The following is a 23765-nucleotide window of genomic DNA, read 5'->3' on the forward strand; positions in this document are numbered from 1 at the left end:
TGCATCGTTGTGCGAACGCTTGTGCTGAATGGTTACAATGCCCGCCTCATCGATTCAGGAGTGATCTGTGGATAAGTTCAAAGGCGCCATGATGGTCGGGGCGTTGCGATTGTTTGCATTGTTGCCTTGGCGCGCCGTGCAGTGGGTGGGCACCGGCATTGGTTGGTTGATGTGGAAGCTGCCCAATCGCTCTCGCGAAGTCGCGCGAATCAACCTTTCCAAGTGCTTTCCCGAGCTGAGCCCGACGGAGCTTGAAGCGTTGGTCGGTCGCAGCCTGATGGACATCGGCAAGACCCTGACCGAAAGCGCCTGCGCCTGGATCTGGCCTGCGCAAAAATCGATCAATCTGGTGCGCGAAGTCGAAGGGCTACAGGTGCTGAAAGACGCGCTGGCCTCCGGCAAAGGCGTAGTCGGCATCACCAGCCACCTCGGCAATTGGGAAGTGCTGAACCACTTCTATTGCAGCCAGTGCAAACCGATCATTTTCTATCGCCCGCCAAAGCTCAAGGCGGTGGATGAACTGCTGCGCAAACAGCGCGTGCAATTGGGTAACCGCGTCGCGGCATCGACCAAGGAAGGCATTCTCAGCGTCATCAAAGAAGTGCGCAAAGGTGGCTCGGTGGGCATTCCGGCTGACCCGGAGCCAGCAGAGTCGGCGGGTGTCTTCGTGCCGTTCTGTGGGACGGTGGCGCTGACCAGCAAATTCGTGCCGAACATGCTGGCCGGTGGTAAGGCCGTCGGTGTGTTCCTGCACGCGATGCGCCTGGAGGATGGTTCGGGCTACAAAGTGGTCCTGGAAGCCGCGCCAGACGACATGTACAGCACCGACACCGAAACCTCGGCGGCGGCGATGAGCAAGGTCGTGGAGAAGTATGTGCGGGCGTATCCAAGCCAGTACATGTGGACGATGAAGCGCTTCAAGAAACGACCTGAGGGCGAGAAGCGCTGGTATTGACCCAGGGCAACCCCCTGTAGGAGTGAGCTTGCTCGCGATCACGCAATGACTGTCATACATGCTCTAACTGACACACTGCTATCGCGAGCAAGCTCACTCCTACAGGGATCACATTTCAATCTGGGATGGCGTTACGCCTCGCGATCCAGCTTTTTGAGAAACACCGTCATTTCCTTCTCGGCCTGCTTGTCATCATGGCCGACCGCGGCTTGAATCCCCTGCTCCCACGCCTGACGAGCCTTTGCGTGATCCCCTGAAGCGAGCCAGGCCTTGCCGAGCAGCTTCCACGCCGCCGAGTATTTCGGGTCGAATTCGACACAGCGCTGCAAATGCTCCGCTGCCTTGGCATGATCCCCGGCATCGAGATAGCCCTTGCCCAGCCCGAAGCGCAGCAGGGCGTTGTCCATGCCCTTGGCGAGCATCTTTTCCAGTGATTCGAGCACGCAGACCCTCCTTTAGAAAAAACTCAACCCGACCTGAAACAGCCGTTCCACGTCGCGGATATGCTTTTTATCCACAAGGAACATGATCACGTGGTCGCCGGATTCGATGACCGTGCTGTCGTGAGCGATCAGCACTTTGTCCGCACGCGTGATCGCGCCAATGGTGGTACCGGGCGGCAGGTTGATGTGCATGATGGCCTTGCCAATCACCTTGCTCGACTTGGCGTCGCCGTGGGCCACGATCTCGATGGCTTCCGCCGCACCCCGCCGCAATGAATGCACGCTGACGATATCGCCGCGCCGCACGTGGGCCAGCAACGTGCCGATGGTCGCCAACTGCGGGCTGACAGCGATGTCGATCTCCCCGCCCTGCACCAGGTCCACATACGCCGTGTTATTGATGATGGTCATGACCTTCTTCGCCCCCAGCCGCTTGGCCAGCAGCGAGGACATGATGTTGGCCTCATCGTCGTTGGTCAGCGCCAGGAACAGGTCAGCGTTGTCGATGTTTTCTTCCATCAGCAGGTCGCGGTCCGAAGAGCTGCCTTGCAGGATCACCGTGTTATCGAGGGTGTCCGACAGGTAGCGGCAACGCGCCGGGTTCATCTCGATGATCTTCACCTGGTAACGGTTTTCGATGGCCTCGGCCAGTCTTTCGCCGATCTGCCCGCCCCCGGCGATGACAATGCGCTTGTAGCTGACGTCCAGTTTGCGCATTTCGCCCATCACCGCACGAATGTCCGCCTTCGCTGCGATGAAGAAGACTTCATCGTCGGCCTCAATCACCGTATCGCCTTGAGGAATGATCGGACGATCACGACGGAAGATGGCCGCGACGCGTGTATCGACTTCCGGCATGTGGGCGCGTAACTGGCGCAGTTGCTGACCCACCAGCGGGCCGCCGTAATAGGCTTTCACGGCCACCAGCTGAACCTTGCCGTCCGCGAAGTCGATGACTTGCAGCGCGCTCGGGTATTCGATCAGGCGCTTGATGTAGTTGGTGACGACCTGTTCGGGGCTGATCAGCACGTCCACCGGAATGGCGTCGTTGTCGAACAGGCCCGAGCGGGTCAGGTACGCCGACTCGCGCACACGGGCGATCTTGGTCGGGGTATGAAAGAGGGTGTAGGCGACCTGGCAGGCGACCATATTGGTTTCGTCGCTGCTGGTCACGGCGACCAGCATGTCGGCGTCGTCTGCCCCGGCCTGACGCAGCACGGTGGGGAACGAGCCGCGGCCCTGAATGGTGCGAATGTCCAGACGGTCGCCCAGCGCTCGTAGGCGATCCGGGTCGGTGTCCACGACGGTGATGTCATTCGCCTCGCTGGCCAGATGCTCAGCCAACGTGCCGCCGACCTGACCTGCACCGAGAATGATGATTTTCAATCAGCCTCTCCTTAGGAATTCTGCACAGTGCTGTAGGAGTGAGCTTGCTCGCGATGACGGTAGGCCTGTCACAGATTTGTCGCCTGACACACTGCTATCGCGAGCAAGCTCACTCCTACAGGTCTTATTTCAACCCGCAGAAATCTTGATCAACTTCGCGTAATAAAACCCGTCGTGCCCGCCCTCCTGCACCAACAACTGCCGACCGTGCGGCTGTTTCAGCCCCGGCGGCGGGTTGCCTTGCTGACCGGCGATGTCTAGCTCGCGCGCGCCCGGTGTGCGGGCGAGGAAAGCGTCGATCACGTCGGTGTTCTCAGTCGGGAGCGTCGAACAGGTTGCGTACAGCAAGATCCCGCCCACTTGCAGCGTCGGCCACAGCGCGTCGAGCAGTTCGCCTTGCAGCGTCGCCAAGGCCGGAATGTCGTCGGCCTGACGGGTCAGCTTGATGTCCGGGTGACGACGGATCACACCGGTCGCCGAACACGGCGCATCGAGCAGGATGCGCTGGAACGGCTTGCCGTCCCACCATTGATCGGTGGCGCGGGCGTCGGCGGCGATCAGTTCGGCGCTCAGCCCGAGACGGTCGAGGTTCTCTTTCACACGCACCATGCGCTTGGCTTCAAGGTCCACCGCGACGACACCGGACAAGCCCGGTTGCACTTCCAGCAGATGGCAGGTCTTGCCCCCCGGCGCGCAGCACGCGTCGAGCACGCGCTGACCCGGCGCCAGCTCCAGCAGGTCGGCGGCCAGTTGCGCGGCCTCGTCCTGAACGCTGATCCAGCCGTCAGCGAAGCCCGGCAGCGAGCGGACGTCGCCGGGTTCGGTCAGCACGATGCCGTCCTGGCTGAACGCGCTGGCAATGGCCGAGATGCTGGCGTCTTGCAGCAGCTGCAGGTATTGCTCGCGGGTTTTGTGACGGCGATTGACCCGCAGAATCATCGGCGGGTGCGCGTTGTTCGCGGCGCAGATGGCTTCCCAATGCTCGGGCCACGCGGCCTTCAAGGCTTTTTGCAGCCAGCGCGGGTGCGCCGTGCGGACCACGGGGTCGTGTTCCAGCTCAAGCAACAGCGCTTCGCCTTCGCGCTGGGCACGGCGCAGCACGGCATTGAGCAACGCCTTGGCCCACGGTTTCTTCAGTTTGTCAGCGCAGCCGACCGTCTCGCCAATGGCGGCGTGAGCGGGAATGCGCGAATAAAACAGCTGATAGAGGCCCACCAGCAGCAGCGCTTGAACGTCGTTATCGGCTGCCTTGAAGGGCTTTTGCAGCAGCTTGGCCGCCAACGCCGACAGACGAGGCTCCCAACGCGCCGTGCCAAACGCCAGGTCTTGCGTCAGACCGCGATCACGATCTTCCACCTTGTCGAGTTGCGTGGGCAACGAGCTGTTCAGCGAAGCCTTGCCACTGAGCACGGCAGCCAAAGCCTTGGCGGCGGCCAGACGCGGGTTCATGACGCGTCAGCCGAGAGACCCAAAACGGTCCCGGTCGCGAACTTCTCACGACGGCTGTTGAACAGGTCGGCGAACCCCAGCGGCTTGCCACCCGGCAATTGCAGGCGGGTCAGCCGCAGGGCCTGTTGCCCACAGGCCACGATCAGGCCGTCTTTGCTGGCGCTCAGAATCGTACCCGGCTCGCCCTGCCCTTCAGCGGTTTGCGCGGCCAGAACTTTCAAGGCTTCGCCGTTGAGGGTGCTGTGGCAGATCGGCCAAGGATTGAAGGCACGCACCAGTCGCTCCAGCTCATCGGCCGGACGCGACCAGTCGATGCGCGCTTCATCTTTATTCAGTTTGTGAGCGTAAGTCGCGAGGCTGTCATCCTGCACTTCGCCCACCAGCGTGCCCTCAGCCAGACCGGCAATGGCTTGCACCACAGCAGGCGGGCCAAGTTCGGCCAAGCGATCATGCAAGGTGCCGCCGGTGTCTTCGTCCGTAATGGGCGTGACGACCTTGAGCAGCATCGGGCCGGTGTCCAGCCCTGCCTCCATACGCATCACGGTCACGCCACTTTCGGCGTCGCCCGCTTCCACAGCGCGCTGAATTGGCGCCGCACCGCGCCAGCGAGGCAGCAGCGAAGCGTGGCTGTTGATGCAACCAAGACGGGGGATGTCGAGGACCACTTGAGGCAGGATCAGGCCGTAGGCGACAACGACCAGCAGGTCCGGCTTGAGCGCGGCCAGGTCGGCCTGGGCCTCGGGGGCGCGCAGGGTCGGCGGTTGAAGCACGGGAATGTCGTGTTGCAGGGCGAGTTGCTTGACCGGGCTTGGCATCAGCTTTTGGCCACGACCCGCCGGGCGATCAGGCTGGGTGTAGACCGCGATCACGTCATAAGGGCTGTCGAGCAGGGCTTTGAGGTGTTCGGCGGCGAATTCCGGGGTGCCGGCGAAGACGATGCGCAATGGCTCAGTCATGGGCTTCTCGTTGTGTAAAAAAGAAAAGGCCTCAGCAAGAGGCCTTTTGGGTGAGGGATCAAGCGTTCTGCTTGTGCTGTTTTTCCAGCTTTTTCTTGATCCGGTCACGCTTGAGTGTGGACAGGTAATCGACGAACAGCTTGCCGTTGAGGTGATCGCACTCGTGCTGGATGCACACGGCGAGCAGGCCTTCGGCAATCAGTTCGTAGGCCTGGCCGTCGCGGTCCAGCGCCTTGACCTTGACCCGCTGCGGACGGTCGACGTTCTCATAGAAACCGGGAACGGACAGGCAGCCTTCCTGATACTGGTCCATCTCGTCGGTCAGCGGCTCCAGCTCCGGGTTGATGAAAACCCGTGGTTCGCTGCGGTCTTCCGAGAGATCCATTACAACGACGCGCTTGTGTACGTTAACCTGCGTCGCCGCCAGACCGATGCCAGGCGCTTCGTACATGGTTTCAAACATGTCGTCGACCAACTGGCGAATGCCGTCGTCCACAGCAGCCACCGGCTTGGCGATGGTACGCAGGCGCGAATCGGGAAATTCGAGAATGTTTAAAATGGCCATATACGTAAGAGATGCACTTGTAGGGTAAAGTCAAAATCGGCTGCTAGGCTTGGGGGCGTTACAAGACAAGCGGGCAGCCCTTGTAAAACAGAAGTCTCGCAAGACTCCACGTTTCACGCGAAGCCAACATGATAAAGGGATTCACCGCATGAGGAAATCACTACTCGCCCTGCTGCTGTTGGCCGCGACAGGCCTTGTCCAGGCGCAAGTACAACTCAAGGAAGGCCATCCAGAGCGCTACACCGTTGTCGCCGGTGACACGCTTTGGGACATTTCAGGCAAGTTTCTCAGTCAGCCATGGAAATGGCCGCAGCTCTGGAGAGCCAATCCGCAGGTTCACGACCCGGATCTGATCTACCCCGGCGACACCCTGACGCTGATCTACGTGGACGGTCAACCGAGGATCGTCGCCAATCGTGGCGAGTCTCGCGGCACCATCAAATTGTCACCGCGTGTGCGTAGCACGCCGATTGCCGACGCGATTCCCACCATCCCGTTGGGCGCGATCAACGCGTTTCTGCTGAACAACCGCATCATCGACACCCCTGAAGAATTCGAAACCGCCCCGTACATCGTGGCTGGCAACGGCGAGCGCGTGCTCAGTGGCGCCGGGGACCGCATCTACGCCCGTGGCCAATTCAGCCCGGACCACGTGTCGTACGGGGTCTTCCGTAAGGGCAAGACCTACTTTGATCCAGAGACCAACGTTCCGCTGGGCATTAATGCCGACGACGTGGGCAGTGGTGAAATCGTGGCGGCTGAAGGCGACATCGCAACCGTGCAGATGCAGCGCTCCACTCAGGAAGTCCGTCTGGGTGACCGCCTGTTCGTCAGCGAAGAGCGTGCGATCAACTCGACCTTCGTCCCAAGCGAGCCGCAGCAGGAAATTCGCGGCACGATCATCGACGTGCCACGGGGTGTGACGCAGATCGGCGAGTTCGACGTGGTCACCCTCGATCGCGGAAAGATGGACGGTCTGTCCGATGGCAACGTGTTGGCGATCTACAAAGCGGGTGAAACCGTCCGTGACCGCATCACGGGCGAACAGGTAAAGATTCCCGACGAGCGATCCGGTCTGCTGATGGTGTTCCGCACCTATAACCACCTCGCTTACGGCATGGTATTGCACGCAACCCGATCGTTGGCGGTCAACGACCGGGTGCGCAATCCGTAATCCTATGTATCAGCTCTAAAACACTTTTTTCCACCGGCATGCTTCACTTATCTAAACGTTGTCAACAGAGTTATCCACAGGTTGGCCCACCTATTGAGGTGGGTCGCCGGTCAAGGAAGATCTCATGCCGATGTTCGAAAAAGTGGGGCAGTCGCCTGCCGAACTGGAGGCGCGGCTGCGGCTCCATCGCTTGCCTGAAATTGGTGGCAAGCGTTTTCAGACCCTCATCAATGCCTTCGGCAGCGCCTCTGCTGCCCTGAGTGCGCCAGCCTCCGCCTGGCGTTCTTTGCGTCTGCCCGCGATCAGTGCCGACGCCCGTCGCGACCCAACCGTACGCGATGGCGCGAGCGCCGCATTGGCCTGGCTAGAGCGTCCGGGCCAGCATTTGTTGATGTGGGACGACCCGGACTACCCCGCCCTGCTGGCCGAAATTCCTGATCCGCCGCCACTCCTTTTCGTCGCCGGTAATCGCGCTTTGCTTGATCGCCCACAGTTGGGAATGGTCGGCAGTCGGCGTGCATCCCGACCCGGGCTCGATACCGCTGCCGCATTTGCACGAAGCCTGGCGGGCGCCGGATTTGTCGTCACAAGCGGCTTGGCGTTGGGCATTGATGGGGCTGCTCATCAGGGTGCACTGGACGTTAAAGGCGCCACAATTGGCGTCTTGGGAACGGGGATCGAAAAACTTTATCCACAGCGGCACCGTCAGCTCGCGGCGAACATGGTGGCTCACGGTGGTGCGGTGGTTTCGGAGCTGCCGTTGGATGCTGATCCTCATGCCAGTAACTTTCCGCGTCGGAACAGGATTATCAGCGGCCTATCGCTGGGCGTGCTGGTAGTGGAAGCGAGTGTGGCCAGTGGTTCGCTGATCACGGCGCGGCTGGCAGCGGAACAAGGCCGCGAGGTGTACGCCATTCCGGGGTCGATCCATCATCCCGGTGCGCGGGGCTGTCATCAGTTGATTCGGGAAGGCGCGACGCTGGTCGAAACCGTCGATCATATTCTTGAGGGTTTGCAAGGTTGGAAGAACCTGGCGCCCGCTCAAGCGCCTCTGGAAAACCCCGTCAAGCCCGACCATCCCCTGCTGGCGCTGCTGCACGCTGCGCCGCATACCAGCGAAGGGCTGGCTGCCAGTAGCGGGTGGTCACTGCCGAATGTGCTGGTGGCGCTGACGGAGCTTGAGCTGGACGGTTGCGTGGCGAGTGAGGCGGGACGATGGTTTGCCCGGGCACGCTGAGGTTAAACTGCCGACCAGGGTTTATTCGGAGAGCGAGTGATGGTCAGCAGTTGGCGTGTGCAACAAGCCGCACAAGAAATTCGTGCCGGGGCGGTGATTGCCTATCCAACCGAAGCGGTCTGGGGTTTGGGCTGTGATCCTTGGGATTTCGAGGCGGTGTACCGTTTGTTGGCGATCAAGGCGCGGCCTGTGGAAAAGGGCCTGATCCTGATTGCCGACAACATCCGTCAGTTCGACTTTCTGTTCGAAGACTTTCCAGAGCTGTGGATCGACCGCATGGCCAGCACCTGGCCGGGCCCGAACACCTGGCTGGTGCCGCACCAGGGCCTGCTACCCGACTGGATCACCGGCGGACGCGACACCGTGGCCCTACGCGTCAGCGACCATCCGCAAGTACGCGAACTGTGCGCCCTCACCGGCCCGCTGGTCTCCACCTCAGCCAACCCCACCGGCCGCCCGGCTGCCCGCTCCCGCTTGCGGATCGAGCAGTATTTCCATGGACAGCTGGACATGGTGTTGAACGGCGAACTGGGCGGCCGCCGCAATCCGAGCGTGATTCGGGATTTAGTGACAGCTGAAGTGGTGCGTGCAGGCTGAGGCAATTCTCTGATCGTTCTCACGCGGAGCGTAAGAACGATCAAGAGCCAGCGGCGTTAAGGCACCAGAATGATCGACCCCGTGGTGCGCCGACCCGACAGGTCGGTGTGCGCCTGAGCTGCGTCTTTCAACGCGTATTTCTTGATGTCATCGACCTTCACCTTGCCACTGGTGACCATCGCGAACACTTCATCCGCCATCGCCTGCAAGGCTTCCGGGCTGTTGGCGTAGGAGCCCAAGGTCGGACGGGTCACGTACAGCGAGCCTTTCTGCGCCAGAATCCCCAGGTTCACACCCGACACCGCGCCCGAGGCATTGCCGAAGCTGACCAGCAGTCCGCGCAGCTCCAGGCAATCCAACGACGTTTCCCACGTGTCTTTGCCGACGCCGTCGTACACCACCGATACTTTCTTACCGTCGGTCAGCTCCAGCACGCGCTTGGCCACGTCTTCCTTGCTGTAGTCGATCACTTCCCACGCGCCGTTCGCCTTGGCGACAGCGGCTTTTTCCGGAGAACTGACGGTACCGATCAGCTTCACGCCCAGCGCAGCCGCCCATTGGCAGGCAATCGAGCCCACGCCACCGGCGGCCGCGTGGAACAGAATGATTTCTTCAGGACGGATTTCATACGTCTGGCGGAACAGGTACTGCACGGTCAGGCCCTTGAGCATGATCGCGGCGGCCTGTTCGAAGCTGATGTCGTCCGGCAGTTTCACCACGTTGGCGCCTTGCGTCAGGTGCAGATCCGCGTAGCTGCCCAACTGGCCAGTGCCGTAACCGACACGGTCGCCCACCTTGACGTGAGTCACTTCGCTGCCGACGGCCTCGACCACGCCCGCACCTTCATTTCCCAGTCCCGACGGCATCGAGGCGACGGGATACAGGCCAGTGCGGAAATAGGTTTCGATGAAGTTGACGCCAATCGCTTTGTTGCGCACGACGACTTCTTTTGGACCCGGTTTGGCCGGTTCGAAATCGACATATTCAAGGACTTCAGGGCCGCCGTGGCTGCGGAACTGGATACGCTTTGCCATTTGCTTTCTCCGTCATGGATCGAAACTGCTGGAACAAAACTGTGGGTGCGAAAGGGCTCTATCGGACTCCTTCGCTCGGACTTCGTCAACTGCGGCCGCGCGCGAGCCGGTGTATGCTACGCGCCACTTTCAGGATGTCGTTCACGCCAGCGGTGCCATTGCCGAATGCACGCCAGAAGCGGAACGACGCTCAAAATACCGGTTACACGTTACTTCAAGGTACGCCCATGTCCTCACGCACCGATGCCGTCAAAGCCTACCTGCTCGACCTGCAAGACCGGATCTGCGCCGCGCTGGAGCAAGAAGACGGCAGCGGCCGCTTCGTCGAAGACGCCTGGGAGCGTCCGGCGGGCGGCGGTGGTCGTACTCGCGTGATCGAGAACGGTGGCCTGTTCGAAAAAGGCGGGGTCAACTTCTCCCACGTCTTCGGCGCCGGTTTGCCCCCTTCCGCCAGCGCTCATCGACCGGAACTCGCGGGTCGCGGCTTCGAAGCGCTGGGCGTGTCGCTGGTGATGCATCCGCACAACCCACATGTTCCGACCTCACACGCCAACGTGCGTTTCTTCATCGCTGAAAAAGAGGGCGAAGAGCCGGTCTGGTGGTTCGGCGGCGGGTTCGACCTCACGCCTTATTACGGCGTCGAGGAAGACTGCGTTCATTGGCACCGTGTGGCCGAGCAGGCCTGTGCGCCGTTCGGAGCGGACGTCTACCCGCGTTACAAAGCCTGGTGCGACCGCTATTTCCACATCAAGCACCGCAACGAGCCCCGGGGCGTCGGCGGCCTGTTTTTCGATGACTTGAACGAATGGGATTTCGACACCAGCTTTGCCTTCCTGCGCGCCATCGGTGATGCCTTTGTTGAGGCGTACCTGCCGATCGTTCAACGCCGCAAGGCCACGCCGTTTACGCCGCAGCAGCGCGAATTTCAGGAATTCCGCCGTGGCCGTTACGTGGAGTTCAACCTGGTGTACGACCGCGGCACCCTGTTCGGGCTGCAATCGGGCGGGCGTACCGAGTCGATCCTCATGTCGCTGCCGCCGCAAGTGCGCTGGGGCTACGACTGGAAGGCCGCGCCGGGCAGTGAAGAGGCGCGCCTGACCGAGTATTTCCTGCAAGACCGCGACTGGCTGGCCGAAGGAGCACAAGCATGACCGATCACTACGTTGTTTTCGGCAACCCTATCGCTCACAGCAAGTCGCCACTGATTCATCGCTTGTTCGCGGAACAGACCGGCGAATCGCTGGATTACCAGACCGCGCTGGCGCCGCTGGACGGTTTCCCGGCGTTCGCCAAACAGTTCTTCGAGTCAGGCAAGGGCGCAAACGTCACGGTGCCGTTCAAGGAAGAGGCGTATCGACTAGCGGATCAACTGACCGATCGCGGCCGTCGCGCCGGTGCCGTGAACACGCTGGCGATTCAGGTGGATGGCACGTTGTTGGGCGACAACACCGACGGCGCCGGGTTGGTGCGAGACCTGACGGTGAACCACGGCGTCACTCTCAAAGACAAACGCATCCTGTTGCTAGGGGCCGGTGGCGCGGTGCGTGGTGCGCTGGCGCCATTGCTGGCGGAAGAGCCTTACGTGCTGGTGATCGCCAATCGTACGGTGGAAAAGGCCGAGCAATTGGCAAAGGAATTCGCCGAATTGGGACCTGTTTTGCCGGCCGGGTATGACTGGCTGGAAGAGCCCTTCGACGTGATCATCAATGCCACGTCAGCGAGCCTGGCGGGTGAGTTGCCACCGATTGCGCCGAGCTTGATTCAGCCGGGCGAAACGTTTTGCTACGACATGATGTACGGCAAAGAGCCGACCGCGTTCTACCGTTGGGCGACCGAGCATCAGGCCGGGCAGGCGGTGGACGGTTTGGGGATGTTGGTGGAGCAGGCGGCAGAGGCATTCTACGTATGGCGTGGTGTTCGCCCTGATTCGACGCCAGTACTGGCGGAGTTGCGGCGGTTGATGGCCGAGGCCTGATCCCGAGCCGTCATAAATATTCCTGCCAACGGTGTCCCCCTGTGGGAGCGAATTCATTCGCGAAACGGTGGTACAAGCGACGGAGATGCGTCGAATGTACCGGCCATTCGCGAATGAATTCGCTCCTACAGGTCAGGCACCGGCCTTGAGATCGGAGAGATCACAAGGCCGTGCGTCACGCTTATAACTTTGCTTTAACCGCCGTCAGTGCATCTTTGTCGTCGATGGTTTTCACGCCGTCGAGCCATTTTTCAAGCACGGCAGGGTTGGCCTTGATCCACGCCTTCACCGCGTCGGTGTTGCTGATCTTCTTGCTGTCCACTTCCTGCATGATGCTGTTTTCCATGTCCTGAGTGAACGTCAGGTTGGAGAACAGTTTGGCCACGTTCGGGCAAGCGTCGGCGTAGCCTTTGCGGGTCACGGTGTAGACGCTGCCGGTGTCACCGAAGTATTTCTCGCCGCCCTTCAGGTAGTGCATGCCTTTGATTTGCACGTTCATCGGGTGCGGGGTCCAGCCGAGGAAGACCACGAAGTCTTTCTTCTTCACGTTACGCTTCACTTCGGCCAGCATCGCCTGTTCGCTGGACTCGACCAGCTTCCAGTCGCCCAGGTCGAACTCGTTCTTTTTGATGATCTCCTGAATCGACGCGTTGGCCGGAGCCCCCGAGCCGATGCCGTAGATCTTCTTGTGAAACTTCTCGGCAAATTTGTTCAGGTCGGCGAAATCATGCACGCCCGCGTCGTAGACATAGTCCGGGACCGCGAGGGTGAACTCGGTGCCTTCCAGGTTTTTCTTGTACTGCGTCACGTCCCCCGTGGCGATGAACTTGTCATAGAACCCCTGCTGCGCAGGCATCCAGTTGCCCAGGAACACGTCCATCTGACCGTCCTTGAGACCACCATAGGCAATCGGCACTGCCAGCGTATCGACCTTGGTCTTGTAACCCATGCCTTCGAGCAGGAAACCCGCCGTGGCATTGGTTGCAGCGATGTCGCTCCAACCTGGATCGGCCATCTTGACCGTACTGCAGCTCGCGTCAGCGGCGTATGCAACGACGCTGCCCAAGCTCATCACCGCAACCGCCAGCGTTGTGAACAACTTCTTCATGGTGTGCCCCTTTTTGGTTTTCTAGGTGTTGGCAGGGTTCAAGGTTGTGGATAACGGGCCTTACGCTCCAGATCGTCGAGATCGATATGGTTGCGCATGTATTGCTGACTGGCGTCTACCAGCGGCTGGTGATCCCAACTCTTCAGCTTGCCGAGCGCCAGCGACTCGGCGACGAAACGCCGACGACGCTGGCTGGCGAGCACCTGGTGGTGTATCGCCGGAATGTCCCATTTGGCCTTCGCTTCAGCCAGGAACGTGTTGAACAGGTCGCGATGGGCCTCGGATTGGCTCAACTCTTCCTGCTCCTTCGGATCGTTGTGCACGTCGTACAGCAGACATGGGTCCTGTTCCGAATAGATAAATTTGTAAGCGCCGCGACGAATCATCATCAACGGGCTGTTGGTGCCTTCGGCCATGTACTCGCCAAACACTTCGTCATGACCGCCCTCGCCTTGCAAATGCGGCAACAGCGAGCGACCGTCCAGTGGCAGACCGGCTTCCAGATTCCCTTCGGCCAGCGCCACGAACGTCGGCAGCAGGTCGGCGGTGGACACGGCAGCCTTCACGCGGCCAGCCTTGAATTGCCCCGGAGCGTACACCAGCAGCGGCACGCGGGCAGACATTTCAAACCAGTGCATTTTGTACCAGAGACCACGCTCGCCGAGCATGTCGCCGTGGTCGCCCGAGAACACGATGATGGTGTCGTCGGCCAGGCCGGTGTCTTCGAGGGTCTTCAGCAGTTTGCCGACATTGTCGTCGATATAGCTGCACGCGCCGAAATACGCGCGGCGGGCGTCACGGATCTTGTTCTCCGGCAGCGGCTTGTCCCACAGGTCGTAGACCTTGAGCAGGCGCTGGGAGTGGGGGTCCTGATCGGCCTGGACAGGGGGCGCAGGCGGCATCGGAATCTCGTCGTCGTTGTAGAGATTCCAGTATTCCTTGGGGATGGTGTACGGGTCGTGGGGGTGAGTCATCGACACGGTCAGGCAGAACGGCTGATCGCCGTCTTCACGCACGTGATCGAACAGGTATTGCTGAGCCTTGAACACCACCTCTTCGTCGAAATCGAGCTGGTTGGTGCGCACGCATGGGCCGGCTTGCAGCACCGACGACATGTTGTGATACCAGGTTGGGCGCACGTCCGGCTCGTCCCAGTTCACCGCCCAACCGTAGTCAGCGGGGTAGATGTCGCTGGTCAGGCGCTCTTCATAGCCGTGCAGCTGATCCGGGCCGCAGAAATGCATCTTGCCGGACAGCGCGGTGCGATAGCCGAGACGACGCAGGTAGTGGGCGTAGGTCGGAACGTCGGCAGGAAAGTCGGCAGCATTGTCGTAAGCGCCAATCTTGCTCGGGAGCTGGCCGCTGACCAGGGTAAAACGCGACGGTGCGCACAGCGGGCTGTTGCAATAGGCAGCGTCGAACACCACGCCCTCAGCGGCGAGGCGGCTCAAATTGGGCATCTTGATTGGAGATGAGGCGTAAATCGGCAACATCGGCGCGGCCATCTGATCGGCCATGATGAAAAGAATGTTCTTGCGCTTCATGTCTTCGCGGCATTCCATAGTGAATATTTATGCGAAATTGCTGGTCCAGAGAATGAGACCCATGGATTCAGCGGTAAAGCCCATAAAACGCAATGCCTAGGATAAGCCACGCTTATGTTTGAAGCCCTCGGTGACATGTCGTTGGACCTGCTTCGCGGTTTTGAGTCCGCTGCCCGACTGCGCAGTTTTACAGCGGCGGCCATCGAACTCGGCACCACCCAACCGGCCATTAGCCAGCAAATCAAAAGGTTAGAAGAACAACTGGCAACGCGCCTGTTCGATCGCATCTATCGCGGCATCGAACTCACCGACGCGGGGGAGATTCTGTTCAATCACGTGCAGGCCGGTTTGCAGTCGATGGACGCCGGATTGAGCCTGATCACCGAGCAGCATCAGCATGAGGTGTTGCAAGTGGCGACCGACTTCGCCTTCGCCGCGTACTGGCTGATGCCGCGTCTGCACCGCTTTCACAAAGACAACCCCGACGTTGACGTCAGTCTGGTCACCAGCGAACGCAGCCACAGCATGTTGCGTGCTGATATCGACGTGGCGGTGCTGTTTGGCGACGGCCGTTTCAAGCAGGGTGAAAGCCACTGGCTGTTCAGCGAAGAGGTGTTTCCGGTGTGCAGCCCCAAACTGCTGGCCGGGCGTGATCTGCCGCTGCGGCCCGAAGCGCTGAAAGAGTTTCCGCTGCTGCACCTGCGGGGTGAAGGCGGCAACAACTGGTTCGATTGGGGCGGCGTGTTTCGCGCCCTCGGCATCGCTCAAGCGCCTGCACCCGGGCAGTTGAGATTCGACAATTACACGCTGTTGATTCAGGCCGCGATTGGCGGGCAAGGCGTGGCCATCGGCTGGCGGCATCTGGTGGATGAGCTGCTGGAGCAGGGGCTGTTGTGCCGGCCCATCGAGGCCACGGCCATTTCCGCCTACGGTTATTACATCGTGCTCCCGCAACGCAAACGGCGGGTGCAGATCGTGCAGCGGTTTGTTGATTGGTTAAAAAGCGAGCAGGCGTTAAGCGGGGATTCGCTGGTCGGCAAGCCGTTGCCGTCCATCGCGGTTTAGACGCGGCCGGCTCACAATGTGTCATGCCAAATGAAGGGAGAACCCAGATGTCATCAATCGAGGGCTACCACGCCCATGTCTACTTCGACGCCCAGACAATCGAGCAGGCGCGGGCCCTGTGCGAGACGGTTGCGGCGAAATTCGATATCCGCATGGGGCGTGTGCATGAACGGCCTGTCGGACCGCATCCGGACTGGAGTTGCCAGTTGGCATTCGCCCACGAGCAATTTGCGGATGTGATGTTGTATCTGGCGCTGAATCGCAGCGGGCTGGTGGTGTTCACCCACCCTCTTACCGGGGATGACCTGGCGGATCACACCGAGCATGCGATCTGGATGGGAGCGATTCGGGAGTTGAATGTCGGGATGTTCAGGTAGTCGTTGTCTGGCGCCGATATCAACTGTAGGAGCGAATTCATTCGCGAAGCGGTGGCACATCCCACAGATATCTGTCGGATGTACCGGCCATTCGCGAATGAATTCGCTCCCACAGGTTTGCCCCTTTTTGCCAGGGGGAACCTTAGTTCAGCACACCATCCAGAATCTCATACACAATCCCGCTGCCAATCGCGACGAGCACGACATCCGGGCCCAGGCGGCGCCATTCGTAGCCGTCGTAACGTGGCAAGAATTCCTGCGAGCGCGCGTCGAGGCGGCGGCCGTAACCCCGTGGCAGCGGATGACCCTTCACGATGTGCACGTTCGGTGGCAGCGGCTGGCCGCGACCGATGACCTCACGATGCTCTTGAATCGTGCGGCGAACGTCACCGAAATCAGCTGGCGGGCGACCACCTCCGCGATGATCGTCGCCACGGTTGTCAGCGCGATGATCATTGCCCCGATTATTCTGTGGACCCCCTTGTGGCCCATGATCCTGATGCTGGCCTTGGCCGTGATCATCATGACCGTCACGTTGATCCGGCGGCGCCGCGTGCACCAAGGCACTGGCGCTGAGCATCAGCACGCCCAACCCGGCGATCAAACGATTCGAGACTTTCATGTAGCGTGCTCCTGGGCGAATTCGAGGCAGCAAAAAGGGGTTCAGAATCAGGTTCTGAACCCCTTTTGCTGTACTGCTTAGTCTGCTAACGAACCCGTTGATTCCTCTGTATCAGAAACTTTACGTTCAGGACACACGGGCCTTACGCACGCCTTCCGACAGTTCCGAACACAGCTTCAGCACGTTGCTCACCGCCTGGTCAGGCGATTGCGCGTTGGCGATGTGGTCGATCAGTGCCGAACCCACCACCACGCCATCGGCTACGCGAGCAATCGCGGCCGCCTGTTCCGGCGTACGAATCCCGAAGCCGACGCTGATCGGCAGGTCCGAATGACGGCGCAGACGCGCAACGGCTTCCTTGACGTGCTCGATGGTCGCCGAGCCCGCGCCCGTGACACCGGCCACCGACACGTAATAGACGAAGCCCGAGCTGCCATTCAAAACGGTTGGCAGACGCTTGTCGTCAGTGGTCGGCGTGGTCAGGCGAATGAAGTCCAGACCCGCGTCTTGCGCTGGATCACAAAGCTCGCCGTTATGCTCGGGCGGCAGGTCCACGACGATCAGGCCATCAACGCCGGATTCGTGCGCTTCGGAGATGAAACGCTCGACGCCGTAGTTGTGAATCGGGTTGTAGTAACCCATCAGTACTAGCGGTGTACTACTGTCTTCGGCGCGGAACTCGCGAACCATTTGCAGAGTTTTCGCCAAGTTTTGCTTAGCGTCCAGCGCGCGAATGTTCGCCAGCTGAATCGCCGGACCGTCGGCCATTGGATCGGTGAACGGCATGCCCAGCTCGATCACGTCAGCACCGGCTTTTGGCAGACCCTTGAGGATCGCCAGCGAGGTGTCATACGCCGGGTCGCCTGCGGTGATGAAGGTCACCAGGGCGGCGCGGTCTTGTTCTTTCAGCTCGGCAAAACGGGTTTGCAGGCGGCTCATCAGTGTTTCTCCTGCTGGGACAGATCCAGGTGGTGCATGACGGTTTGCATGTCCTTGTCGCCGCGACCGGACAGGTTGACCACCATCAGGTGATCTTTCGGCAGCGTCGGCGCGCGTTTGAACACTTCGGCCAGGGCGTGAGCACTTTCCAGCGCTGGGATGATGCCTTCCAGACGGCAGCACTGGTGGAACGCCGCCAGGGCTTCGTCGTCAGTGATCGAGGTGTATTCCACGCGACCGATGTCATGCAACCACGCATGCTCAGGGCCGATGCCGGGGTAATCCAGACCGGCGGAAATCGAGTGGGCGTCGATGATCTGGCCATCGTCGTCTTGCAGCAGGAAGGTGCGGTTGCCGTGCAGGACGCCTGGCACGCCGCCGTTCAGGCTCGCCGCGTGCTTGCCGGTTTCGATGCCGTGACCGGCCGCTTCGACGCCGATGATGCGCACGCTGGTGTCATCCAGGAACGGGTGGAACAGCCCCATGGCGTTGGAGCCGCCGCCGATGCACGCCACCAGGCTGTCTGGCAGGCGGCCTTCCTGTTCTTGCAACTGCACGCGGGTTTCCTTGCCGATCACGGCCTGGAAATCGCGGACCATTGCCGGGTACGGGTGCGGTCCAGCCACGGTGCCGATCAAATAGAACGTCGTGTCAACGTTGGTCACCCAGTCACGCAGGGCTTCGTTCATCGCGTCTTTCAGGGTGCCGGTACCGGCCACGACCGGAATCACCGTGGCGCCCAGCAGCTTCATGCGGAACACGTTGGCCTGCTGGCGCTCGATGTCCGTGGTGCCCATGTAGATCACGCATTCCAGACCGAAACGCGCCGCTACGGTGGCAGTCGCTACGCCGTGCATGCCCGCGCCGGTCTCGGCGATGATGCGTTTCTTGCCCATGCGACGCGCCAGCAGGATCTGGCCGATGCAGTTGTTGATCTTGTGAGCGCCGGTGTGGTTCAGCTCTTCACGCTTCAGGTAAATCTTCGCGCCGCCGCAGTGTTCGGTCAGACGCTCAGCGAAATACAGCGGGCTTGGACGTCCGACATAATCGCGCTGGAAGTAGGCCAGTTCCTTGAGGAACGCAGGATCTTCCTTCGCCGCTTCGTACTCGCGGTTCAGGTCGAGGATCAGGGGCATCAGGGTTTCAGCGACGTAACGACCGCCGAACGCGCCGAACATGCCGCGATCATCCGGGCCATTGCGGTATTGGGTCTCTGTCTGGGACATAGGAACCTCCAGGGTGACGAATAGGGTGAGCCGCCTGATGTGGCTGCGGCGGCAGTGAACACACTTTAACCAGCGCCAAAGCCGATGAAAACCGATAAGATCGCCGCAACCTGTCAGAAAAACTCACAGATACCATGAGCCGCGACCTTCCCCCCCTAAACGCTTTGCGCGCCTTCGAAGCCACCGCCCGCCTGAACAGCGTCAGTCAGGCCGCGGAACAGCTACACGTCACCCATGGTGCAGTCAGCCGACAATTGAAAGTGCTGGAAGAACACTTGGGCGTGAGCCTGTTTAGCAAGGACGGGCGCGGCCTGAAACTCACAGATGCCGGCGTCCGTTTGCGAGACGCCAGTGGCGAGGCGTTCGACCGACTGCGCAGCGTGTGCGCCGAGTTGAGTCAGGACAGCGCCGATGCGCCGTTCGTCCTGGGCTGCTCGGGGAGTTTGCTGGCGCGCTGGTTCATTCCGCGATTGGGCCGACTGAATGCCGACCTGCCCGATCTGCGATTACACCTGTCGGCAGGTGAAGGCGATCTCGATCCTCGGCGCCCTGGTCTGGACGCGCTGCTGATCTTCGCAGAGCCGCCGTGGCCTTCCGACATGCAGGTATTCGAACTGGCGAGCGAGCGCATCGGGCCGGTGCTGAGCCCTCGTTTTTCGCGATACGAAACATTGCGGAACAGCCCCGCACAGGCATTGCTGCATGAGCCGCTGCTGCAAACCCTGTCGCGTCTGCAAGCGTGGCCGAGCTGGGCTAAGCAAAACGGCATTGATCCCGACGCGCTGAAATACGGTCAGGGTTTCGAGCATCTGTACTACTTGTTGGAGGCCGCTGTCTCGGGCCTTGGCATTGCCATCGCCCCGGAACCGTTGGTGGCCGATGACTTGAAAGCCGGACGCCTCGCTGCGCCGTGGGGCTTCAGCGAAACCCCGGCGCAACTGGCGTTATGGGTGCCTAAACGCGCTGCCGATGGGCGGGCCCAGCAACTGGCTCAATGGCTCAAGCAAGAGCTGGCGCATTCAGGTCGGGCCTGATCAGGTGTGATCAGTTGCCGCGCTTGCACAGCAGATAAGCAGCCAACAGGCCCACTGCACCGACGGCCACACCGGCTGTGGTCCAAGGATGCTCTTGCGCATAGTCACGGGTCGCGACGCTGGCTTCGCGGGTCTTCACTTTGGCGTCTTCGTAGACATCGCTCAACAGGCTGCGTGAATGGCTCAGCGCGCTTTCGGCGTTGGCTTTCAGCGTCTTCAAGGTTTTGCGCGACTCGTCCGAAGCGTCCGACTTCAAGCTCTCCAACGACTTGAGCAGACTTTCGATCTCAGCTTCCATACTTTGCAAAGACGCTTTACGGGATGACGTGAATGCCATGATTTGACTCTCCTGCAGTGATGAGTGGCGTGTGTTGATTCCGACTACAGGGTTTTCAGAAAGTGCAGTGCGGTTTTACCGCGCGGTTATTTGTGAACTTTTGTGAGCCTTTCCTCGCCAGAGCTAAAGAGCTTTTCACTGCTACGCTCCCTTAGAAGTCCACTTGGAGAACTGCCATGTCTGATCATCACACTTACAAACTGCTTGAACTGGTCGGCTCGTCGACTACCAGCACCGACGATGCAATCCAGAATGCCATCGCTCGTGCCGCCGAAACCGTGAAGCACCTGGAGTGGTTCGAAGTGCTCGAAACCCGCGGCCACATCAAGGACGGCAAGGTCGCGCACTTCCAGGTGACCATCAAAGTGGGCTTCCGCCTCGAAAACAGCTGATGAACTTTTACGCTGGCTGAATGCCACAACCTTCGCTATACATACCGCGCCGTTCGTGAATTCGGACGCGAGGATCATGTGCACGGGCCGCTCCTTTGGGCGGCCTCTTACGCTTGAAAAGCGCCTGACGAGGGAGTGTGACCGATGAAGAAGATTCTTTTGGCGGTAGGGTTGTTGAGTATTGCGGGCACCACCTTTGCAGCCGGGAAATCGTGCGATGACGTGAAGGCGGACATCGATGCGAAGATCAAGGCCAAGGGCGTGGCGTCTTACACGTTGGAAGCGGTGGACAAAGGCAGCGCGGCAGACGGAAAAGTCGTCGGCACCTGCGACGGCGGCAGCAAGGAAATCGTCTACAAACGCGGTTGATTCTGCTCGCTTCAATAAAAAACCGACGCATCACGCGTCGGTTTTTTTAAGCCCGGCCGACGCTGAAGGATGATCTCGAACGGAAGCTCTGAGGGCGGCACGGCTTGCAAACGGTGATGATTTGATTGGCACCACTGACCCTGTGTGGGAGCGAATTCATTCGCGAGATGGCCTTACATCCGACACCTCTTTATCGGCAGTACCGCCGCATCGCGAATGAATTCGCTCCCACAGGTCGAGTCACGTACTGGCCTTAACCTCTGGCCACCTGCGCCAAAATCTCATACGAGCGCAACCGATCCGCATGTTCATACATGTCGCACGTGAAGATCAGCTCGTCCGCGTCGGTCTGCTCTAGCAGCACGTCCAGCTTGGCGCGGATTTTCTCGGGGCCGCCGACCATCGCCAACCCGAGGAAGTCCATCACCGCTTCGCGTTCGTGGGGCAGCCACAGGCCGTTCATGGTTTCCACAGGCGGCTTTTGCATCAGGCTCTGGCCACGCATCAGGTTGAGAATGCGCTGGTAGACCGACGTCACCAGATAATCCGCCTGCTCATCGGTATCTGCCGCTGCGAGAGGCACGCCGAGCATCACGTACGGCTTGTCCAGCACGGCAGAAGGCTGGAAGTGATTGCGGTACACACGAATGGCCTCGTGCATGAATCGCGGCGCGAAGTGCGAAGCGAAGGCATACGGCAACCCGCGCTGACCGGCCAGCTGTGCGCTGAACAGGCTCGAACCCAGCAGCCAGATCGGCACGTTGGTGTTGGTGCCCGGCACGGCGATCACGCGCTGATGGGGCTGACGCGGTCCGAGGTAGCTCATCAGCTCGGCGACGTCGTCGGGAAAGTCGTCTGCGCTTCCGGAGCGTTCGCGGCGCAGGGCACGCGCGGTCATTTGATCGGAGCCCGGTGCACGGCCCAGACCCAAGTCGATGCGGCCTGGGTACAAACTGGCCAGGGTGCCGAACTGCTCGGCAATGACCAGTGGCGCGTGGTTGGGGAGCATGACGCCGCCGGAGCCGACGCGAATGGTCGAGGTGCCCCCCGCCAGGTAGGCCAGCAACACCGAGGTCGCGGAGCTGGCGATGCCGTCCATGTTGTGGTGTTCAGCGACCCAAAAACGGTTGTAGCCCCATTTCTCGGCGTGTTGCGCCAGATCCAGCGAATTGTGCAGCGATAAGGCCGGGCCTTTGTCCTCGCGCACCGGCACCAGATCGAGCATGGAAATTTTCACATCAGCTAGGCGTTTCATAGGCTGTGGTGAGTCCTCTTGGGGGCCAAGTCGGACGCCCGAAGTTGATGGGCGCGAGAGCATAGCCTGCGTTAAGCCTAAATATTTGCGTTAAGGCCCTAGGATACGTCTGGATTCTGAGGTTGCAATGGGCAAAGCGAAATTTCCTACTAATTTGGTCGGAAATTACCTTTCAAGAAATCGGCAAATAAAGCACGTGCGTCACAACCGTTGAACTTAGTCCCGCCTACACTCCTCAGACTTTTGGTCAGCGTGCGAGTCCATCGCACTTATTCAACAAGGAGACACCATGAGCATCGTCAAGAAAGCATCCGCCCATTGGGAAGGTGACCTGAAGTCCGGCATCGGTAGCATCTCCACGGAAACCGGCGTGCTGCGCGAAGCACCGTACGGCTTCAAGGCCCGTTTCGAAGGCGGCAAAGGCACTAACCCTGAAGAACTGATCGGCGCGGCCCACGCGGGTTGTTTCTCGATGGCCCTGTCGATGATCCTCGGCGGCGCGAACCTGAAAGCCGACAGCATCGACACTCAAGCCGAGGTCACTCTCGACCAGGATGGCGAAGGGTTTTCGATCACCGCCGTGCACCTGATTCTCAAGGCCAAAGTGCCAGGCGCCACTCAGGCGCAGTTCGATGAGTTGACCGCCAAAGCCAAAGAAGGCTGCCCGGTCTCCAAAGTGCTGAATGCCAAGATCACGCTGGATGCCACACTGCTGAGCTGATCCTGCGCTGACGCGACACCCCGATGACCCGCCCATGCGGGTCATCTGCGTTTCAGGGTCATGAGAACCGGTTCAGGTCAGCAAGGTCATATGAAGGGCCGACGCGATCCGCGCGGCATCGAAGGAGTCGAACATGAAACGTATCGCTACCACCCTGATCCTCGCTGCACTGACCACCAGCGTGTTCGCCGCTCCCAAGCCTTGTGATGAGCTTAAGGCCGAAATCGAGGCCAAGATTCAGGCGCAAAATGTCAGCTCGTACACCCTTGAAGTCGTCAGCAACGAAGAGGTTCATGACCAGAATATGGTGGTGGGTACGTGCGAAAACGGCACGAAGAAGATCATTTATCAGAAGAATGATCGCTAATCCCCGAGCCGGCGACGATCCCTGTAGGAGCGAATTCATTCGCGATTGGCCGGTGCAGGCAATGCACTTTTTTCGCCTGACCCATTTTCGCGAATGAATTCGCCCCCACAGGCCATCAACCCACTGTGCAATCGCGTTTGATCTTGATCACGGAATACAAAAAATCTGCCCTTCTTCCGCCAGCACCTTGCGCTGTTCATCGCGCAATTGCGCGTCGATGCTGTTGGCGATGTGGCGGACGTCGAGCCTGTAACGGCGGCCCGCTTCGAAATGGTCATAGTTGATCGTCACGTAACAGGTCAGCTCGTTGTAGATGTCCATCGACAACCCCATCCCGCCCGGCGCGTATTCATAGTCGTAGCGCACTTCGAGCTTGTGCTTGCCCGGCGTTACCTGGAAATAGCGGCCGTCTTCCGTTCTGACGCCGTCGAGCTTGTCGGCCATCAGGGTCTTGCCCGTGAACGTGTGCAGATCGACCCACGCCTGTTGCGGGTCAACCGCAGGCAACGGACCTGCGCATCCGGCCAGCAGACTCAGGGCAATGATCGACAAGGGCAGGCGCATGACAAACTCCGCATTCAGGGAAATAACAAGAAGGTTGCGACGAAGGTCGTCTCTCCGGCATAACGCTGGGGGCA

27 protein-coding genes are annotated in these 23765 nt (G+C 60.3%); 13 read left to right on the top strand and 14 right to left on the bottom strand.

Going from position 1 to position 23765, the window contains the following annotated elements; all coding sequences use genetic code 11:
* Positions 1 to 67: 67 nt before the first annotated feature.
* Entirely contained in the window at positions 68 to 955 is an 888-nt protein-coding gene (locus tag ACWKWE_RS23510; protein WP_166593914.1) for a lysophospholipid acyltransferase, read from the top strand.
* A gap of 131 nt (positions 956 to 1086) precedes the next feature.
* Here the strand turns inward: ACWKWE_RS23510 and ACWKWE_RS23515 are convergent, their stop codons facing one another.
* The 5 genes from ACWKWE_RS23515 to def all read right to left on the bottom strand — a co-directional run bounded on the left by ACWKWE_RS23515 (position 1087) and on the right by def (position 5754).
* The gene (locus ACWKWE_RS23515) at positions 1087 to 1377 is read right to left on the bottom strand and encodes a tetratricopeptide repeat protein (protein ID WP_483851908.1); all 291 of its coding nucleotides are present in this window, start codon (positions 1375 to 1377) and stop codon (positions 1087 to 1089) included.
* A 33-nt stretch (positions 1378 to 1410) separates the two neighbouring features.
* Positions 1411 to 2784, bottom strand: a complete 1374-nt coding sequence (gene trkA / locus ACWKWE_RS23520) for a Trk system potassium transporter TrkA (RefSeq protein WP_166593912.1) — start codon at positions 2782 to 2784, stop codon at positions 1411 to 1413.
* Between the two features lie 129 nt (positions 2785 to 2913).
* A complete protein-coding gene (rsmB, locus tag ACWKWE_RS23525; RefSeq protein ID WP_483851859.1) occupies positions 2914 to 4233 on the bottom strand; it encodes a 16S rRNA (cytosine(967)-C(5))-methyltransferase RsmB in 1320 nt (439 codons plus the stop codon).
* On the bottom strand, positions 4230 to 5189 hold the full coding sequence (fmt, locus tag ACWKWE_RS23530; RefSeq protein ID WP_483851860.1) for a methionyl-tRNA formyltransferase: 960 nt from the start codon (positions 5187 to 5189) through the stop codon (positions 4230 to 4232). The genes rsmB and fmt overlap by 4 nt, the downstream gene beginning before the upstream one ends.
* 58 nt (positions 5190 to 5247) lie before the next feature.
* The gene (def, locus tag ACWKWE_RS23535; RefSeq protein WP_401152422.1) at positions 5248 to 5754 is read right to left on the bottom strand and encodes a peptide deformylase; all 507 of its coding nucleotides are present in this window, start codon (positions 5752 to 5754) and stop codon (positions 5248 to 5250) included.
* 148 nt (positions 5755 to 5902) lie between these two features.
* Between def and ACWKWE_RS23540 the strand changes: the two genes are divergently transcribed.
* From ACWKWE_RS23540 to tsaC, 3 genes are all read left to right on the top strand, one after another.
* Positions 5903 to 6928 carry a LysM peptidoglycan-binding domain-containing protein gene (locus tag ACWKWE_RS23540; protein WP_166593908.1) on the top strand — a complete coding sequence of 342 codons (1026 nt, stop codon included), beginning with the start codon at positions 5903 to 5905 and terminating at the stop codon, positions 6926 to 6928.
* 124 nt (positions 6929 to 7052) lie between these two features.
* On the top strand, positions 7053 to 8165 hold the full coding sequence (dprA, locus tag ACWKWE_RS23545; protein ID WP_483851861.1) for a DNA-processing protein DprA: 1113 nt from the start codon (positions 7053 to 7055) through the stop codon (positions 8163 to 8165).
* 39 nt (positions 8166 to 8204) lie between these two features.
* Positions 8205 to 8762 carry an L-threonylcarbamoyladenylate synthase type 1 TsaC gene (tsaC, locus tag ACWKWE_RS23550; RefSeq protein ID WP_166593906.1) on the top strand — a complete coding sequence of 186 codons (558 nt, stop codon included), beginning with the start codon at positions 8205 to 8207 and terminating at the stop codon, positions 8760 to 8762.
* A gap of 56 nt (positions 8763 to 8818) precedes the next feature.
* Here tsaC and ACWKWE_RS23555 read toward each other — a convergent pair whose 3' ends face one another.
* Positions 8819 to 9796: an NADPH:quinone reductase gene (locus ACWKWE_RS23555; protein ID WP_166593905.1), complete on the bottom strand. Its 978-nt coding sequence runs from the start codon at positions 9794 to 9796 to the stop codon at positions 8819 to 8821.
* Between the two features lie 227 nt (positions 9797 to 10023).
* Between ACWKWE_RS23555 and hemF the strand changes: the two genes are divergently transcribed.
* Both hemF and aroE read left to right on the top strand, forming a co-directional pair.
* Positions 10024 to 10947, top strand: a complete 924-nt coding sequence (gene hemF / locus ACWKWE_RS23560; protein ID WP_166593904.1) for an oxygen-dependent coproporphyrinogen oxidase — start codon at positions 10024 to 10026, stop codon at positions 10945 to 10947.
* Positions 10944 to 11771: a shikimate dehydrogenase gene (gene aroE, locus ACWKWE_RS23565; RefSeq protein ID WP_483851862.1), complete on the top strand. Its 828-nt coding sequence runs from the start codon at positions 10944 to 10946 to the stop codon at positions 11769 to 11771. The genes hemF and aroE overlap by 4 nt, the downstream gene beginning before the upstream one ends.
* Before the next feature lie 181 nt (positions 11772 to 11952).
* On the opposite strand, the gene choX is transcribed toward aroE, so the two are convergent.
* Positions 11953 to 12879 carry a choline ABC transporter substrate-binding protein gene (choX, locus tag ACWKWE_RS23570; protein WP_166593902.1) on the bottom strand — a complete coding sequence of 309 codons (927 nt, stop codon included), beginning with the start codon at positions 12877 to 12879 and terminating at the stop codon, positions 11953 to 11955.
* A gap of 38 nt (positions 12880 to 12917) precedes the next feature.
* Positions 12918 to 14423, bottom strand: a complete 1506-nt coding sequence (gene betC, locus ACWKWE_RS23575) for a choline-sulfatase (protein WP_483851863.1) — start codon at positions 14421 to 14423, stop codon at positions 12918 to 12920.
* A 114-nt stretch (positions 14424 to 14537) separates the two neighbouring features.
* Here betC and ACWKWE_RS23580 point away from each other — a divergent pair, with 114 nt between their 5' ends.
* Positions 14538 to 15488: a choline sulfate utilization transcriptional regulator gene (locus ACWKWE_RS23580; RefSeq protein WP_166593900.1), complete on the top strand. Its 951-nt coding sequence runs from the start codon at positions 14538 to 14540 to the stop codon at positions 15486 to 15488.
* A 47-nt stretch (positions 15489 to 15535) separates the two neighbouring features.
* Entirely contained in the window at positions 15536 to 15865 is a 330-nt protein-coding gene (locus ACWKWE_RS23585; RefSeq protein WP_166593899.1) for a DOPA 4,5-dioxygenase family protein, read from the top strand.
* A 142-nt stretch (positions 15866 to 16007) separates the two neighbouring features.
* Here the strand turns inward: ACWKWE_RS23585 and ACWKWE_RS23590 are convergent, their stop codons facing one another.
* From ACWKWE_RS23590 to trpB, 3 genes are all read right to left on the bottom strand, one after another.
* Positions 16008 to 16487: an anti-virulence regulator CigR family protein gene (locus tag ACWKWE_RS23590; RefSeq protein ID WP_166593898.1), complete on the bottom strand. Its 480-nt coding sequence runs from the start codon at positions 16485 to 16487 to the stop codon at positions 16008 to 16010.
* 126 nt (positions 16488 to 16613) lie between these two features.
* Positions 16614 to 17426: a tryptophan synthase subunit alpha gene (trpA, locus tag ACWKWE_RS23595; protein ID WP_166593897.1), complete on the bottom strand. Its 813-nt coding sequence runs from the start codon at positions 17424 to 17426 to the stop codon at positions 16614 to 16616.
* Positions 17426 to 18652, bottom strand: coding sequence for a tryptophan synthase subunit beta (gene trpB / locus ACWKWE_RS23600; RefSeq protein ID WP_166593896.1), 1227 nt, complete (start codon positions 18650 to 18652; stop codon positions 17426 to 17428). The genes trpA and trpB overlap by 1 nt, the downstream gene beginning before the upstream one ends.
* A gap of 134 nt (positions 18653 to 18786) precedes the next feature.
* On the opposite strand from trpB, the gene ACWKWE_RS23605 reads away from it, so the two are divergent.
* On the top strand, positions 18787 to 19686 hold the full coding sequence (locus tag ACWKWE_RS23605) for a LysR family transcriptional regulator (RefSeq protein WP_483851864.1): 900 nt from the start codon (positions 18787 to 18789) through the stop codon (positions 19684 to 19686).
* 10 nt (positions 19687 to 19696) lie between these two features.
* Here the strand turns inward: ACWKWE_RS23605 and ACWKWE_RS23610 are convergent, their stop codons facing one another.
* Positions 19697 to 20023, bottom strand: a complete 327-nt coding sequence (locus ACWKWE_RS23610) for an ElaB/YgaM/YqjD family protein (protein WP_166593894.1) — start codon at positions 20021 to 20023, stop codon at positions 19697 to 19699.
* A gap of 176 nt (positions 20024 to 20199) precedes the next feature.
* On the opposite strand from ACWKWE_RS23610, the gene ACWKWE_RS23615 reads away from it, so the two are divergent.
* The gene (locus ACWKWE_RS23615) at positions 20200 to 20415 is read left to right on the top strand and encodes a dodecin (protein WP_166593893.1); all 216 of its coding nucleotides are present in this window, start codon (positions 20200 to 20202) and stop codon (positions 20413 to 20415) included.
* 144 nt (positions 20416 to 20559) lie between these two features.
* A complete protein-coding gene (locus ACWKWE_RS23620) occupies positions 20560 to 20784 on the top strand; it encodes a DUF1161 domain-containing protein (RefSeq protein WP_074757492.1) in 225 nt (74 codons plus the stop codon).
* Between the two features lie 253 nt (positions 20785 to 21037).
* On the opposite strand, the gene ACWKWE_RS23625 is transcribed toward ACWKWE_RS23620, so the two are convergent.
* Positions 21038 to 22039 carry an LLM class flavin-dependent oxidoreductase gene (locus ACWKWE_RS23625; protein ID WP_341961130.1) on the bottom strand — a complete coding sequence of 334 codons (1002 nt, stop codon included), beginning with the start codon at positions 22037 to 22039 and terminating at the stop codon, positions 21038 to 21040.
* Positions 22040 to 22328: 289 nt separating this feature from the next.
* On the opposite strand from ACWKWE_RS23625, the gene ACWKWE_RS23630 reads away from it, so the two are divergent.
* Entirely contained in the window at positions 22329 to 22760 is a 432-nt protein-coding gene (locus ACWKWE_RS23630; RefSeq protein ID WP_166593891.1) for an OsmC family protein, read from the top strand.
* A 133-nt stretch (positions 22761 to 22893) separates the two neighbouring features.
* Positions 22894 to 23127: a DUF1161 domain-containing protein gene (locus ACWKWE_RS23635; protein ID WP_166593890.1), complete on the top strand. Its 234-nt coding sequence runs from the start codon at positions 22894 to 22896 to the stop codon at positions 23125 to 23127.
* 147 nt (positions 23128 to 23274) lie between these two features.
* Here ACWKWE_RS23635 and ACWKWE_RS23640 read toward each other — a convergent pair whose 3' ends face one another.
* Complete coding sequence (locus ACWKWE_RS23640; RefSeq protein WP_166593889.1) at positions 23275 to 23691, bottom strand: PA0061/PA0062 family lipoprotein; 417 nt, start codon at positions 23689 to 23691, stop codon at positions 23275 to 23277.
* Between the last annotated feature and the right edge of the window lie 74 nt (positions 23692 to 23765).

The organism is Pseudomonas salicis (genome assembly GCF_057128705.1).

Excerpts from the sequence above, each read along its gene's own strand:
- ACWKWE_RS23515 (WP_483851908.1), bottom strand. The coding sequence starts at position 1,377 with ATGCTCGCCAAGGGCATGGACAACGCCCTGCTGCGCTTCGGGCTGGGC.
- rsmB (WP_483851859.1), bottom strand. The coding sequence starts at position 4,233 with ATGAACCCGCGTCTGGCCGCCGCCAAGGCTTTGGCTGCCGTGCTCAGT.
- fmt (WP_483851860.1), bottom strand. The coding sequence starts at position 5,189 with ATGACTGAGCCATTGCGCATCGTCTTCGCCGGCACCCCGGAATTCGCC.
- def (WP_401152422.1), bottom strand. The coding sequence starts at position 5,754 with ATGGCCATTTTAAACATTCTCGAATTTCCCGATTCGCGCCTGCGTACC.
- ACWKWE_RS23540 (WP_166593908.1), top strand. The coding sequence starts at position 5,903 with ATGAGGAAATCACTACTCGCCCTGCTGCTGTTGGCCGCGACAGGCCTT.
- dprA (WP_483851861.1), top strand. The coding sequence starts at position 7,053 with ATGCCGATGTTCGAAAAAGTGGGGCAGTCGCCTGCCGAACTGGAGGCG.
- tsaC (WP_166593906.1), top strand. The coding sequence starts at position 8,205 with ATGGTCAGCAGTTGGCGTGTGCAACAAGCCGCACAAGAAATTCGTGCC.
- ACWKWE_RS23555 (WP_166593905.1), bottom strand. The coding sequence starts at position 9,796 with ATGGCAAAGCGTATCCAGTTCCGCAGCCACGGCGGCCCTGAAGTCCTT.
- hemF (WP_166593904.1), top strand. The coding sequence starts at position 10,024 with ATGTCCTCACGCACCGATGCCGTCAAAGCCTACCTGCTCGACCTGCAA.
- aroE (WP_483851862.1), top strand. The coding sequence starts at position 10,944 with ATGACCGATCACTACGTTGTTTTCGGCAACCCTATCGCTCACAGCAAG.
- choX (WP_166593902.1), bottom strand. The coding sequence starts at position 12,879 with ATGAAGAAGTTGTTCACAACGCTGGCGGTTGCGGTGATGAGCTTGGGC.
- betC (WP_483851863.1), bottom strand. The coding sequence starts at position 14,423 with ATGAAGCGCAAGAACATTCTTTTCATCATGGCCGATCAGATGGCCGCG.
- ACWKWE_RS23580 (WP_166593900.1), top strand. The coding sequence starts at position 14,538 with ATGTTTGAAGCCCTCGGTGACATGTCGTTGGACCTGCTTCGCGGTTTT.
- ACWKWE_RS23585 (WP_166593899.1), top strand. The coding sequence starts at position 15,536 with ATGTCATCAATCGAGGGCTACCACGCCCATGTCTACTTCGACGCCCAG.
- ACWKWE_RS23590 (WP_166593898.1), bottom strand. The coding sequence starts at position 16,487 with ATGAAAGTCTCGAATCGTTTGATCGCCGGGTTGGGCGTGCTGATGCTC.
- trpA (WP_166593897.1), bottom strand. The coding sequence starts at position 17,426 with ATGAGCCGCCTGCAAACCCGTTTTGCCGAGCTGAAAGAACAAGACCGC.
- trpB (WP_166593896.1), bottom strand. The coding sequence starts at position 18,652 with ATGTCCCAGACAGAGACCCAATACCGCAATGGCCCGGATGATCGCGGC.
- ACWKWE_RS23605 (WP_483851864.1), top strand. The coding sequence starts at position 18,787 with ATGAGCCGCGACCTTCCCCCCCTAAACGCTTTGCGCGCCTTCGAAGCC.
- ACWKWE_RS23610 (WP_166593894.1), bottom strand. The coding sequence starts at position 20,023 with ATGGCATTCACGTCATCCCGTAAAGCGTCTTTGCAAAGTATGGAAGCT.
- ACWKWE_RS23615 (WP_166593893.1), top strand. The coding sequence starts at position 20,200 with ATGTCTGATCATCACACTTACAAACTGCTTGAACTGGTCGGCTCGTCG.
- ACWKWE_RS23620 (WP_074757492.1), top strand. The coding sequence starts at position 20,560 with ATGAAGAAGATTCTTTTGGCGGTAGGGTTGTTGAGTATTGCGGGCACC.
- ACWKWE_RS23625 (WP_341961130.1), bottom strand. The coding sequence starts at position 22,039 with ATGAAACGCCTAGCTGATGTGAAAATTTCCATGCTCGATCTGGTGCCG.
- ACWKWE_RS23630 (WP_166593891.1), top strand. The coding sequence starts at position 22,329 with ATGAGCATCGTCAAGAAAGCATCCGCCCATTGGGAAGGTGACCTGAAG.
- ACWKWE_RS23635 (WP_166593890.1), top strand. The coding sequence starts at position 22,894 with ATGAAACGTATCGCTACCACCCTGATCCTCGCTGCACTGACCACCAGC.
- ACWKWE_RS23640 (WP_166593889.1), bottom strand. The coding sequence starts at position 23,691 with ATGCGCCTGCCCTTGTCGATCATTGCCCTGAGTCTGCTGGCCGGATGC.